The organism is Paenibacillus tengchongensis, assembly GCF_008973665.1.
Taxonomy (GTDB): Bacteria; Bacillota; Bacilli; order Paenibacillales; family Paenibacillaceae; genus Paenibacillus_AQ; species Paenibacillus_AQ tengchongensis.
In genome coordinates, this window is the sequence record NZ_WACP01000002.1 from 94,975 (window position 1) to 109,795 (window position 14,821).

General features: G+C 49.6%; 8 protein-coding genes. 6 read left to right on the plus strand and 2 right to left on the minus strand.

Going from position 1 to position 14,821, the window contains the following annotated elements; translation table 11 throughout:
- Positions 1-157: 157 nt before the first annotated feature.
- Entirely contained in the window at positions 158-2,104 is a 1,947-nt protein-coding gene (locus tag F1381_RS03370; RefSeq protein WP_151733411.1) for an AAA family ATPase, read from the minus strand.
- Entirely contained in the window at positions 2,091-7,175 is a 5,085-nt protein-coding gene (locus F1381_RS03375) for an ATP-binding protein (RefSeq protein WP_151733412.1), read from the minus strand. The genes F1381_RS03370 and F1381_RS03375 overlap by 14 nt, the downstream gene beginning before the upstream one ends.
- Positions 7,176-7,714: 539 nt before the next feature.
- Between F1381_RS03375 and F1381_RS03380 the strand changes: the two genes are divergently transcribed.
- From F1381_RS03380 to F1381_RS03405, 6 genes are all read left to right on the plus strand, one after another.
- Positions 7,715-8,704 (plus strand): LacI family DNA-binding transcriptional regulator, encoded by a 990-nt coding sequence (locus F1381_RS03380; protein ID WP_151733413.1) that lies wholly within the window; start codon positions 7,715-7,717, stop codon positions 8,702-8,704.
- A gap of 20 nt (positions 8,705-8,724) precedes the next feature.
- On the plus strand, positions 8,725-9,714 hold the full coding sequence (locus F1381_RS03385; protein WP_151733414.1) for an N-acetylglucosamine kinase: 990 nt from the start codon (positions 8,725-8,727) through the stop codon (positions 9,712-9,714).
- A gap of 241 nt (positions 9,715-9,955) precedes the next feature.
- Positions 9,956-11,254, plus strand: a complete 1,299-nt coding sequence (locus F1381_RS03390) for a 6-phospho-beta-glucosidase (protein ID WP_151733415.1) — start codon at positions 9,956-9,958, stop codon at positions 11,252-11,254.
- A 24-nt stretch (positions 11,255-11,278) separates the two neighbouring features.
- Positions 11,279-12,205: an ABC transporter permease gene (locus F1381_RS03395; protein ID WP_151733416.1), complete on the plus strand. Its 927-nt coding sequence runs from the start codon at positions 11,279-11,281 to the stop codon at positions 12,203-12,205.
- 27 nt (positions 12,206-12,232) lie between these two features.
- Positions 12,233-13,123: a carbohydrate ABC transporter permease gene (locus F1381_RS03400; protein ID WP_151733417.1), complete on the plus strand. Its 891-nt coding sequence runs from the start codon at positions 12,233-12,235 to the stop codon at positions 13,121-13,123.
- 34 nt (positions 13,124-13,157) lie between these two features.
- Positions 13,158-14,804 carry an extracellular solute-binding protein gene (locus tag F1381_RS03405; protein WP_151733418.1) on the plus strand — a complete coding sequence of 549 codons (1,647 nt, stop codon included), beginning with the start codon at positions 13,158-13,160 and terminating at the stop codon, positions 14,802-14,804.
- Positions 14,805-14,821 lie beyond the last annotated feature (17 nt).

The window sequence follows — 14,821 nt, forward strand, 5'->3', positions numbered from 1 at the left end:
ATATTATCCCCTTCAGGTAGACAGTGAACAAGACCATGAGTCCCAATTGAACGCCATCGGGTTAGATATCGTTAATCGGCCGCTGCGTACGTTTACTCTTTTCGTACTGTCTACTTGAAGAGGGATGACACGGAGGAGTTCATTATTCTAAAAAAATTTATAAATGGGGTAACTTCATTATGGTTAGAACTAAATTATTCTGTTCGGAAATCCCGATGCAGTAATTGCGGATCGAATCCAAATCTTGACGTGAGATACGGCTCGAATGTGCGGTTTTCCTGCGAATCTCGTTGACCTTATTCAGTATATTGGTGAATTTAGAAATATTGATGCCGTTTGATGACAGGTAACTTTGTATGGCGAGTCTGTTCGAATCCCTGTTGATTAAATATAAATATTGCCCCAGCATAATACTGGTGACATGTGTATCTCCAACTCTGCTATCCGTACCCAGTCTTCCTGTCGGATGGTTGGATTTCAGATAGGTGAACAATCGGGCGTTGATTTCCAGCTCTATGCTGCGGCAATAACAGATGCTGACAGGGGCCAAATCCATATCTACTTCGGCCAGCATGTCGTATAACAGTTCGCCTGTCATCATAAACTCAGCCGATTGAGGATTCAGCGAACCAAGTATTCGTCGTAGCGCAGTTCCTTGGGCATGGCGGAGCTTCGACACGTCGCGGATCTTGATAAGCGATGATACATGGGATTTTACTTGATCAGCGAAAGTGGCATAGGCCTCATCGTCTTCTTCGACCGGCACGCCCCCGTGAAGCAGAAGCTGTTGCTTTAGGTCTTGGAAATCTCCAATGAGCTTGTATGAAAATTGATTTAAGGCTTCCGAGACCTTTTCAACGATACGTTCCTCTTGACTTTCAATCTTTAACTGCAGAAACATGGCCAACTTCGCCAAATCCTCGCGATATCCGGTTAACAACGGTTCGTGGTTGGAGATGTCTGATATCATGTTAGCGGAGACAGCGGTTTCCGCATGCTGGACAGTTAGCGCCTGCTCTTCGTCCTCCAGTTTACGGCGCAGATATAATTCATACGAGCTCGAAGAAAGAACGTAGGAGCCTTCATCTGTGAGCTTCACGATCCCTCGGTCAAGGAGTTCTTGCGGCATTGTGCGTATGGGATCCCCGGTCACACAAGCAGATAACGCCAGTCTCTCCACCTGCGAGGTATAATCCCAGAATGACTCCAGAATGCCTTCCCCTCTTGTAGCCACCTGCCCGGTCAGTCCATCCAGCGTCCAACGGATGCCTTCTGCCGGATCATCTTCATACACCATTTCACACGCAAGCTTCAACAAAGCTGGATTCCCGCCGCTAACCCGCTCCAGCCAGTTGGCCAACTCGGGGTAGTCGCCTTTTTTGAGCTCCAGCAAGTCTTTGGCGAATACGGCAATATCATCTCCGGCAAAAGGCGCAATATATTCGTGTTTAAAGATTTCGTCAAATCGTGACATCTGCATCGCAACCGACACATGCTTTAAATGCTGATAGGCCGCAACAATATATCCCACGTTGTAGATCGGGTTATCACCGAGCGATCTCAGAATATTAAAGTCGTCTTCTTTCAGCCTCGCCTCGTATGCAGCTTTTTCAAAATTGTCAAGGACCAGCATGCACTTATAGCCGACTTCCCTCAAATATCTCAGAAATTCCAGCAATACGTTCTGCGGATAGTCTCGGCCGTCCCTCCTCAAATCTTCAATGATATCATTCCATTCCTCTGACCATACGTCCCGAAATTCTGTATTCCGCCGCACTTCACGCAATATTTGGTTATATAAAATCGCGAAGAATCCATGGGCCAGGTCATTCGATTGCTGCGTTGGGTTAAGTTCCCTCAAATCAAGCGAGACCACAACAGTCATGCGGTCGTTGGTAATGCGCCGACGTTTTAACGTCTCAATGACGGCCAGCAGGGAGGACTTTCCCATGCCTTTATGGCCGATCAGCGCCAAGCTTGGCGTGTAGGAAACATTGATGTAAGAAGCGAAAATTTTATCCTGCATTTTTTTCGCTTTCTTTCCTACCAGCTGTTCGTATTGGGAGACCGCTCTTTTGTCAAGATACGGGTTAAATGAATTCACGGATATCTACCTCCTGGAGCGTGATATATAACGGCTTATGGTAACGGAACCACTTACGGTAGAGGTCGGCTGTAATCCGGTAAGCCTTATCGCCGCTCGCAGACGTCTTTTCAACGATGACGTTCAGATCGATTAACCGCAGCAAGCTGTTCTGTACGGTTACAACGTTGAATTTTACATATTCCTCCAGTTTACCGAGAAGTACATGAAGTGGTATCAGCTCTTTGATATGAGAGGTATCATTCGCTAAAATAGACAAAATGATTTTCTCCAAGTGGAATACCATATCCCAGATGTAGGTGTAGTCCCCGCGCTTCTCCAACACCTCAACTTCCTGCAACACATCGGCCAAATGGACGTAGGTTCGCTCCTCATCGTTTAATTTCTCGATCAAGGCGTGACAGATTACTTTTGTATAGTACGGATGTCCGTTCGTCAATTGGTAAATATGATCCACGCTGTGCTCCAGATAAGTCACCTGGTTCAGCAGTGGATTAACGATCATCTCCTTCGTTTCGTCTTCCTCCATGAAGGACACCTCAACTTCCTTCAGCAGATGGAACATCTGCGATGAGTAGGTGCGAAGTTTCTCGCGGATATGATCTGCCCCGGTGAAAATAAAGCGCAGCAGTCCCCTTCGATGCTGAATCTGGTTGCGGATATAGTCTAGCAGGAAGGGGTCGTATTCCCCTGTCTCTACCCCGGCTATGATTCCTTCAAATTCATCGAACATAAGAATAATCATCAGTTCAGGGAATTCATCTTCAATCTCATCGAAAAAGTAGTTGAGCTCATTTAGAGGATGCTTGCTGAACCGCTCAAACGGCGGCAGTGGAAGCATCAGCTTCCGTCTGCGCATCGCTCTATGAATAGTACGGACAATTGCCTCATAGACGAGGAAAGCCGTTGGATTATCCGTAGAACGGTGTCTGTTCTCACCTTGCGAATCAACCAGTACAGGCAAGAAATTCTTGTTCTTTTCCGGGAACTTCTCCAGAAGATGATTTAATATAGACGTCTTACCTACCCGCCTTAGGCCATGCAGGACGATTGGAACATCGAAGACACTCCCGTTAATCTTCTGATAAATGGAGTCGAGGATATTCAACCGTCCATAAAAATGCTCAGCCCCTGACACGACTATTGTGACATAGGGGTTGGTGATAATCTTAAACTCATCCTGTTCGTCATGAACTTTCAGAACGAACGTATGCGTTTGAATTTCCGACGCGCGGCGAAGGTCCGAATATGTCACGGTAACGTCGATCATCGTCTCCCCGTCCTGCCACATCTCACAGTCGAAACGCAGCGGACATATGCCCTTACTGTGAATCGTGCCAATTTCACGATAATCATTACTTCCCTTGACTTTACCGGCTCCCCGCAAATCCATTGTTATGGTGACCTTCTGGGCCGGGCTGTTGCCGTTATTAGTAATATCGATGAAAACGGCATCCTGTTTACGAATGACATTGTGTTGCAGCTTCACGATAATCTGCGGCGTTTCCATCACCCGCTTGGACTCTTCCTGGAAGATGTTATGCCAATTCACAAGAAGCCGGCTCAACACATCCTTGAAGTCCATTTCTGTTACATTTTTCTTCGTATAGCTTCGTGCCTCGTTCAATTCGCCGACGATGAAGTGATAATACTGCACCCTGTCCACAGGACTCTCGGAGTAGACATACTGCTGTACACGCTCCGATACATCAGACAGCTTCTTCAGCACGTATCTTACGTGACGGTTGACCCCTTCTGAATATTCGTGCAGTGAACCCACGATTGGGGCTGCTGTCGTTATTTGCTGTACATCGCCAATTTGCGACATACTCCAGAGAATCTCTTTGATTAATAATAATTGCCCTTTCTTGCCGATTCGGTAAAGAAGGGAAAGGGATTCGAAGGCATAAACGCGGAGCCGGTCCATATCCCTTCCCTTCCTGCTCAATATAGCGCTCTCTTTCCCTGCATAACCGATATATTTCGCTGTCTCTAAGGTATTGCCGCTGTCTTGATGATAGCGTGCAAGCCGGAAGTACAGCGTTCGGCGTTGTCCAGGGTTGTTCGTGCGCTCCAGGCTCCTAACCATCTCGTCTGTAGTCATATGATCCGATGTGAACACTGAAAAATCAAAATCCTCATAATCGCGCCAGAGTGCCGGAGCCATCTCCTGCAGATCGGGGGTTGCAAGGGGCAGAGACTTCTTCAACTGCGTCCCTTCAGGATACTCGCGTGCTAACGGTGGTTGGTCCTCCAGATGGGCAATGATCAGGCCGGAATCGGTTTTGTCGGAAATAATGTCCTCAAGCTCCTCGTCAGCAGCGCCGTGCTCTTCCTGTTGTTCCGGAACTCCGACGAGTTCTAACAGCTCGAATTCCAAGTGAAACCGCAAGTTATGATCCGGCTCGTTATACTTCACGGCCCGCAGCAAACGGGATATGCATTCTTGGTAGGCATCCCGGCAACTTGTTTTGAGCACTTGATAATGGTTAAGCGCCTCTTCAAAGCGATTGGCATACTGTGCCTCTAATCCGAGGAGAATTGCTTTGTAGTTCTCCTTCAGAAGCCGTCCCGGGAATAAACTGATATCGTGTGCGTTCTCCTTAGTTATTTCTGAACTCATAATATAATTCACTGCGTGCAGGAATTCACAATCCGTCAAATGTTCCTCTATCGGAAGCTTGGCCATGGATGGCGCAAGCAGAAAGCACGCATTTCTGTATTTACGGACTTTTCCAGATTCATTATTCGGAAATTGTTGAAGCAGCCGGTCATATAGCTCATATGCCCGATCCCACTGGCAATGGCGATAGTAATGAAAAGCAAGATGTTTGATTTGCCTCGGTTCTTTGTCTATTTCGATTAACTGGTTGAACCATTCGGTGATCTGTTCGTCCGGGAGATCCCAAGAAATGACCTTATTATAGATTTCCGCTGCAATCCAGCCGCGTAAACCTTCAGATACAAGAATGAACAGGTCGATGACCATGGACAAATACAATGGCCGGCGGCTGTTCAAGGCGTCATCCATCAGTACCTTGTTCATCCGAAGATCATTTTTGAGCAGCATTGCGGCTGCCTCCGTAATGTCGGCTTCTGACAACTGCCCGTCTTTCAGCCCCTGCCGTACTCGTTTCAATAGCCCGGACAGTTCCGGGAATACAGCCCCCGTACTGGCTTCGTTAAGTTCAAAAAAGCTCCAATTACATTTGCCGAACTGCACGAGCAAATGCTTCAAGAGCAGCGCCCGGAAGTTGCGATGCGCCATCTCCGCTTCATCAGTTTCAGAGAGCGCTTTGGCAATAAAGGAATAGAAATCAGGTTGCTGCAGCGCTTCAGCTTCATCTGCCCGGAGACTGGAGCAAAGCTTCCGAAAGTGCTCCTCTTCACTGGGTTCCAGTTGCATATACAACTGGGTGATGTCCTCATACAAGCGCTGAACACGCTTGTGAGATATCGGGTCCTGACGTTGCAGCTCTGAATTGAAGTGATCCCAGATATATTTGGCCTTGTTTGAATATCCGTATTGAAAACAGAACAGGCAAGATTTGACCATCATCGTATCGCTTACAAGCTTGTTCAGAGATTCATTAATGAGATAGAACGCCTCTTCCGGTTGCTGTTTCATCTCGTAGAGGCGGGAGCACCGGATTAGAATCGGTACGTCCTCGGGAAACAGTTCGCGGAGAAGGTCCATCTGGCTGAGCGTTGCGTCCAACCCCTTCTCGCGAATAAGCATATCTTCCAACAAATTCAATTCGTCGAAGGAGGGCTTTTGATATTTCGAAATGACCTTTAGAAGCTCAGGGTGAATCCAACCGATTTCCGAATTGTTTTCTACGATCCGCAATGCAGTTTGTGCAAATGGATTCTCGTTATCCTGCTTCAGTATTTCTTCGAATGTGATTCCGGCATCCTGCAGAAAGCCGCGTTTCATCTGCCATATTCCGATCTTTGCCAAGTAGGCAATGGGCAGCTCATCTTCGCTTTTTATTTCGCTGCGGTAAAGCTTAGATGCTGTATCATACTCGCCCTTATACGTATTCACAACACCCATAAGGCGATAGAAAGCTGAGAACTCAGATTTCATCTGAACCAGCTTGGCCAACTCGCTAATCTCACGCAAAATGTCATATGAGACTGTAATCGAACTCTCCTTTTCATCCTGCATCTCCCGATACTGAAGCTCGTCCAGTATATATTTCATGTTGTTGACTGTCCGTTTTTCGGTTGGCCTCAGGTACAAGGCTTGCAGCAGGGCTAGACAAGCTTCAAACCACATATGATTGCTCTCGCAAAATTTAAACAACTCCAGCCAGCTATTGTGTCTGTTGCGTTGAAGAGCAGCCTCGTAGTAGCACTCAAATGAAAAGTCTACCTTCCCTATCATGGTGTAGAAATACGCTAAGCGTTCCCACAACTCTGAAGTGGGGGCATGAGCTTCGAGTATCCGCGAAAGAATGCCAATTCCGATCATATGCAGTTTATGTTTCTTTAATGTTTCAAATTCACCGCCTGCATGAATAGGACGTCCCAGGCCCTTTTTAGCTTTCAAAAGCTTAGGTGATGGCAGGGAAGCTTGAAAGTCTCCCCTGATCCGCTCCTCCAACTCTTGGATCAAATGCCCGTCCGGTTTGTTCTGCAGTTTAACAGACAAGACGCCGACTTCGCCATCAAGCAAAGGAGCATGATTCAACAGTTGTATCGCCTCCTCCTGCCGATTCAGCCGGTACAGGGCGATTACATGCATGAAAATCCATTCGGATGCGGTATTGTATGAATGATCTATCCTGAGCAACTGTTCCATGCGGTCGTATCGTTTATATTCCATTTCATGTCTTACCTGCAGCAATGCAGCCAGACCCGCTGACAGACCGGCTTGCTTAGCAAGTTTATTTTCCGGAAGAGATTCGTTTCCGCTTAACAGCAGGATGTCTAACAGGCTAAGTATCCAAGGCTTGACATGCATTCTTGCTATTTTGGGTCTTAAGTATGTACTTTGTCCGAATAAACAGAATAATCTGATTATATTATAAAGACGGATTACCTGATCTTGTTCAATTTCCTTCAATTCCAACTCCAATAATGGATACGCTTCTTTGTAATTATGTTTTAATAATAGTTCTGTTAATCGGATAAAACTGTCATGAGACCTTAAACTCATCGGATCACCTCAAGATTCGAAATGTTTAGCTTGAAATCAAATGATATTATTACTCTTTTGAGATAACAGTAAATTACATTAATTATACAACCAATGACGTACCACGTCACCGATGGATAGTCCACAATCTGGATGAAAATGCATATATCTGTGTACCCTTTAACCCTAAAAATTTCAAGACCTGCCGTGAGTTTGTTTCCAGAATATTAAATTTGATGGAAGGTTATGTATTGACGGCAGTTAGGGTTGATGATAATATCAAACCAAATTAAAACCTTTAAACTTTATGGCCGGTTTCCAAGTATTTTGCCAAAGACTAATCTTACACGTCTTGTACGATTTATCAGTCGTGACGCAGATGTATCAGAATATGTAAGAGATTTTTATTTTAGCCCAAAAGTTAAAACGTTTAAACTTTTGCGGGCGGGAGGTATAGAAAGAACTAAATGAACATTCATGATGTAGCCAAAAAATCAGGACTCTCAGTAGTGACCGTATCCAGAGTGCTTAACAATTCACCGTCTGTACGTGAATCCAACCGGCGGAAAGTGCAGAAGGCGATGGAGGAATTGAATTATCAGCCCAATTCCGCAGCGCGGAGTCTCGTGCGCGGTAAGACGGGGGTCATCGGAATGTCGATTACCAACTTTAACGACTCCTTCTATGACCGGGTGATTCGCGTAGTGAACCGGAAGCTGGCAGAGCAGGGGTACTTCCTGGCCTTGTCCATTGCCGAGGATGAAGACGGGGGCGCTAACTTTCTGTTTCAGAAGGACCGTGTGGACGGAATTATTCTCTTGTCCCCGCTTGAAGAGAAGGAATATGTAGAAGAGCTGAAGCGAAAGAATATTCCGGTTGTCCTCCTGGATAACCAGTTCCAGCACGAGGATGTTCCCAGCGTGGTGGTCGATAACTACAAGGGCGGGTATGAGGCCACCAAGCACCTGATCGGTCTTGGACATACTCAAATTGCTTATATTGGCGGTCCCTCGGTATTCCTGAGTGTAGCGGAGCGCAAGCGGGGCTTCGTTCAGGCGCTGGAGGACGCGGGTTTAACCTCCTTTGGCACAGACTCCTGCGGATTTACGGTAAGCGGAGGCTATGAGGTGGCCAAGCGATGGATGCGTGAGGATAAGCTGCCGACTGCCTTCTTTTGCGGGGATGACTTTATTGCCCTGGGGGTTGTTCAGGCGCTGCGCGAAGAGGGATTCCGGGTTCCCCATGATATCTCGGTAGTCGGCTTTGATGACCAGCAGTTCGTGGGTGAATTCTATCCCCGGTTGACGACGGTGAGGCAGCCGGAGGCGCAAATGGGCAGTATCGGCGTTGACCTGCTGATGAAGCTGATTCATGGGGAGGTGATGCCGCCCGCTGTCACGAAGCTCGCTCCTCAGCTTCTCGTGCGTGAGTCGACCGCATCTGTAAGATTAACCTGAATAGTAGGAGTGAACGATCAGTGAAGTATTACTTGGGAGTGGATGCAGGGGGCAGCAAGACCTACGCCATGATTGCCGATGAACAGGGCAGGGTCATCGGCGCAGGCCGGGGAGGGAACGGAAATCACCAGAAGAACCGCGGGCAGGCGGAGGACAGCTTGCAGCAGGCCGTATCGGAGGCGCTTAAGGCGTCTGGCCTGGCCAAGGAGCAGCTGGAGTACTCCTGGTTCGGTCTGGCTGGAGCGGACAGAGAGGCGGATTTCCAGATCCTGCGGCCCATTGTCGGCCGGCTTGGCCTTCCGCGGACTGAGATATCCTGCGACACCTGGAATGCGCTGCGTTCAGGGACTGAGAAGAGCTACGGGGTTGTGCTGATTTGCGGGTCGGGCGTCAACTGTGCCGGTAAGAATTCCGCAGGAGCTACCTACCAATGCGGGGGGTTCGGCTACCGGTTCGGCGATTTTGGCGGCGGCTATGATTTAAGTGTCGAGGTGTTCCGCAGTGTTCTGCGGGCAGATGAGGGAAGAGAGAGCAAGACGGTGCTGACGGAGCGCTTACTTCAATTGCTGGGCTATCCCAATGTTTCGAAGCTGCGGGAAGATTATCTGGATCATTTCAGGGAATTGCCGGCCCATATTGCCGAGCTGCTGTTTCAGGCGGCCGACGAGGGGGACCAGGTTGCAACAGAACTGCTGGTCAAGCAAGGGGATGAGCTGGGGTTAGCCGCGGCGGCGACCATCCGGCAGCTGGCGATGGAGAAGGATACCTTTGACATTGTTCTTGCCGGAAGCCTGCTGACCAAGGGAGACCGCTCCGGCATGATCCGGCGGGCCATTGAGCAGAGAGTGAAGCAAGCGGCTCCCAATGGCACCCTTAGCCTATTAACCCGTGAGCCGGTTGTCGGCTCGGTCGTGTTGGCGATGGAGAACAGCGGTCTGCAGGTCGATCACGAGATCCTTGACCGCCTGTCCATGGGGCATATCCCCCACCAAACAGGCTATATAAAGTGAACTTAAAACTATCCAGGATGGGGCAATTGACGGAAGAGAAGTTTGGAACTGGAGGAGCGGAAGCGTCCGCCTTTGTCACCGGATTTCAACCGCGAATAGCGGTACAAATTAAGAAATCTGGAGACAACAGCGGCCGGAGGTCCAAACATTCTCTGCAGTCATGGCCGTCCCTAGCGGAAAAAGTATTGGTTTAATTTATATAGCCCCCACCAAAATGAAAAAGACGAAGGAAGGGTCTCTCATGGAGGAAACATTGAAGCTGGTTGTCATCGGGGCAGGATCATCGTATACCCCCGAGCTTATGGAAGGCATCATCCTGCATCACCAAGAGCTCCCCGTCGGGCAAGTATGGCTCGTAGACATTGAGGAAGGGAAAGAGAAGCTGCATACCATTGCGGAGCTGAGCAAGCGTATGGTTGCTAAGTCCGGTCTGCCGATTACAGTCGTGGAGACGCTGAACCGCAGGGAGGCCATCGCGGGAGCGGACTTTGTCTGCACGCAGATCCGGGTAGGGATGCTGGAAGCGCGCAAATGGGATGAACTCATTCCGCTTCAGTACAATGTTATCGGCCAGGAAACAACCGGACCGGGAGGAATGATGAAGGGCCTGCGGACGATTCCGGTCATTCTGGAGATCTGCAAGGATATCGAGGAGCTTGCTCCCGATGCCTGGCTGCTCAATTTCACGAATCCAGCCGGCATGGTGACCGAGGCGGTTCACAAATATTCTTCGGTCAAGAGTGTAGGCCTGTGCAACTCGCCGATCGGTTTTCAAAAATGGCTCTCCGGGTTCTTCGGGCTTCCAATCGAGAAGATTTACTCCGAGTTTGTTGGCATCAACCATCTTCACTGGGTATCGGATGTCGTCATTGACGGAGAGAGCAAGCTGCAGGAGCTCATTGACTATCCGCAGAGCTACAAGGCGAGTAATGTGCCGTTCGATTCCTGGGACCACGCATTCCTGAACGGACTACAGGCGATTCCCTCCTATTATCTGAGCTACTACTATATGACGGATGCCATGCTGGAGGAGCAGAAGGAAGCGGCGGCCACGACCGGCTCACGTGCTGAGGTGGTAAAGAAGGTCGAGGAAGAGCTGTTTCAGCTATACCGGAACGAAGAGCTGAAGGAGAAGCCGAAGCAGCTGGAGCAGCGCGGCGGGGCCTATTACTCGGAGGCGGCCGTACTGCTGATGCGCTCCATTTATAATGATTCCCGCGATATCCAGACGCTGAATGTACGCAATGGCGGCATTATCGGCTTCCTGCCGGACGATGCTTCGATTGAAGTGAACTGTATCGTGACCAAGCAAGGTCCGCTGCCGGTTCCGCTGCGCAAGATTCCGCCGTCCGTCACAGGTCTATTGGCGGCAGTCAAGCAATACGAGAGCCTGACCGTAGAGGCCGCCGTGCACGGAGACCGCGATATTGCCCTCCAGGCACTGGTCCATCATCCGCTGGGGCCATCGGTTACTGTGGCGAAGCAGCTGCTGGATGAAATGCTGGAGAAGAACAAACCGTACTTGCCGTTATTTCACTAGAGGGCGACAGAGGAGGAAGAGCGGATGAAGGCGGCCGTTAAACCAAATGTATGGAAGAAATTGACCAATCAGTTGGATTTACAGTCCATGGTTTGGCCGGGAATTATCTTTGTGGCAATATTCAGCTATATCCCGATGTACGGTGTGGTGATGGCGTTTCAGCAGTACGATATTTTTAACGGCATTCTGGAAAGCCCCTGGGCCGGATTCATGAATTTCAAAATGTTCTTTGAGGCGCCCGAGTTCTGGAATGTGATGCGAAATACGATTGTCATCAGCCTGCTGAAGCTGGTCATTACCTTTCCTGCCCCGATCCTGCTTGCGTTGATGCTAAATGAGGTCGGGAATATGGCCTTCAAACGCGTGGTCCAGACGGTCAGCTACCTGCCATATTTCCTGTCCTGGGTCATCGTATCCGGCTTTGTATTCTCGCTGTTGTCCGTGGACAACGGAACGGTGAACTTCCTGCTGGAGCGGCTGAATCTGATCGAGGAGCCGGTGAACTTTCTGGCGATCCCGGAATACTTCTGGTCGATTCTGGTGAGCGTCAATGTGTGGAAGGAGATCGGATTCGGGAGCATTGTCTACCTGGCTGCGATCGCCGGCGTTGACCCTGCTATGTATGAGGCCGCTTCGATAGACGGCGCAAGCCGGTTTAAGCAAATTTACTTCATTACACTCCCCAGTATTGCTCCTGTTATTATCATCTTTATGATTTTGGCCATCGGCAATTTGCTCAGTGCGGGCTTTGAGGACATTCTGCTGCTGGCCACCAACCCCATTCTGCGGCCTTACTCCGATGTAATCGACACCTATGTGTACCGTGTGGGGATACTCAATGCCAGATTCTCTTATGCGACAGCGGTAGGGCTGTTCAAAGCGGTAATCAGTGTAATTCTGCTGGTGACAGCCAACAAGATCGCCCGCCGGGCCGACGTCAGTCTCTGGTAGACCTGCAACCTATAGGAGGGGTGAACAATGAGACTAAGCCTGGGCGACAAAATGATGCAGCGGACGATCTATCTCCTTTTAACACTGATGTCGGTGATCATGCTCTATCCATTCTGGAACGCGCTGGTCATCTCCTTTAACCAAGGGAGCGATACGGCGCTCGGCGGCGTAACGCTGTGGCCAAGAGCGTATACACTAGAGAACTATTACATTGTGTTTCAGGACCACCGCCTGCTGAATTCCTTCATGATTACGATTCTGCGAACCCTGAGCGGCACAGCATTGTCCGTCTTCTTCACGGCCCTGTTAGCCTACGGCATGTCCAAGAAGACCCTGCTGTTCCGCAAGCAATATATGGTGTTCTTCATGGTCACCATGTTTTTTAGCGGAGGGCTGATCCCCACGTATATGCTGATCCGCGCGCTGGGAATGCTGGACACCTTCTGGGTGCTGATTATTCCGGGGATCATCAGCGTCTATAACATGATTGTAATCCGCACCTTCTTCGCCGCGCTGCCTGACGGGCTGGAGGAATCGGCCAAGATCGACGGCTGCAGCAACTACGGTATTTTCTTTCGGATCGTCATTCCTGTCTCCGGCCCGGTACTCGCTACGATTGCTTTATTTACGGCGGTGGGTTACTGGAACGACTGGTTTACAGGAGCGATCTATATTACCAAGGACCATCTGCTTCCCATACAGACCCTGCTGCGGCAAATTATGAACTCCAACATTATGACCGAAATCGGGTCATCCAATGCCATTGCCCTGGATCATATGAACCGGAACCGTACGGTTACCACGAAGTCGCTGACCATGGCGACGATGATGATCGCTACGATTCCGATTATTCTAACGTACCCTTTTCTCCAGAAGTATTTCGTTAAGGGTGTGCTCATTGGTTCATTGAAAGAATAGCAGTCTCCATCTTGTATAGAAAGAAGGGAAACGAATGCGCAATCGCTTAAAAGGGGTATCGCTTCTGACAGTCTCTCTGCTGCTGCTTCTTACGGCCTGCAGCGGAGGCGGGAATTCTGACGCATCGCAGAATACAAGCGGAGGAAATTCGGATAACACGGCAGCCGCTGATGACGGCAGCGGAATTAAACCCACTACCTTCAGCTTCTATGGAAACTATGACTGGCTTACGACAGCACCTTGGGGAGACAATGAGGCAACGAAATGGATTCAGGAGAACCGGAAGGTTACGGTGGAACCGATACAATCCGGAGGGGCGTCGGCGGAGAAGCTGAACACGATGATTGTCAGCGGACAATTGCCGGATGTCATCTTCACGGACCGGGGATCCACTGTGGAACGGCTGGTGCAGGCCGGAAGACTTGTTGCGCTGGATGATTATTATGAGAAGTATCCAAACTTTAAGAAATATGTTAAAGAGTCCACCCTGAACCTGCTGCGCTCCGAGGACGGCAAGATCTATCAGATCCCGAACTGGTATACCTCCGGGCAATTTGGCAACGGCGGCTGGATGGTCAATAAAGATATTTACAACGCGCTCGGCAAACCGAAGCTGGAAACCTTCGACGATCTGTATCAGTATCTGCTTCAGGTACGCGACAAGTATCCGGATGTGGTGCCGCTGGAGGTCGGTGAGAAGGGGGCAGGGCTTGAAATTATGTACGGCGGCTTCCGGGAGAATGCCACCAGCAAATTCATTTCCCTGCTGGGCTATCCGGAAGGCGACAAGCTGCTTCCGATTTATGATGATCCTGCTTTTGAGGAAATGATGCTCTATATCAATAAGCTGTTCCGTGAACGGCTGATTACCCAGGACGCGCTGCAGCAGACCCAGGATGCGGTTAAAGAAAAGGTAAATACTGGGCGGGTAGCGGTCATGGTCGAATCCAACATCACGACGTACGGAGCGGAAGGACACCGGGCGCTGACGGCAAGCAATCCGGACAGCGGCTATGAAATTATCTGGCCGGTGCATAAAGCCGGATTAGATAAAACACAGGTGTTTGTCAGCGGCTTTGAGACGCTGGGCTGGAACGTTAATGTCATTACGAAGAACGCCAAGGACCCGGAGGCCATCTTCGCTTACTTTGACTGGATTACGGGTCCGGAGGGACAGAAGGTGCTCTTCTTCGGTCCGAAGGGCTTGTACTGGGATGAAGAGGATGCGGACGGAGCTCCGATTCCGAACGAGAAATACAAGACAACATCAGCCAACGAGCGTACGGAAACGATGCGCAAATTCGAGGACTTTAACTGGGCGGGCAATACGACCTTTATCGATACGGCCAAGATGGCCCTCGAAGCCTCGCTGTCTGCCAACCAGAAATCATGGGAGACTGTGGCGCAGTCCACGGTGACCTGGAAGACTGCGCTCGACATTACGGAGTTCGTCAATACCGACCCGGTTCCGGATACGGAGGCCGGCATCATCGCCCAGAATATTCAGGATATTCATACCCTGGCTTTCGCGCAGATGGTGCAGGCGAAGTCGGATGAAGAGGTGCTGTCGGCGCTGGAGACGGCGAAGAAGAACGCCAATAAAGCCGGGCTGGATAAGCTGCTGCAGTTCAAGACGGAAAGATGGCAGGAGAATGTCAAGAAGATCAACGCAACGAAATAATTCTTGTTTGCAAGCTG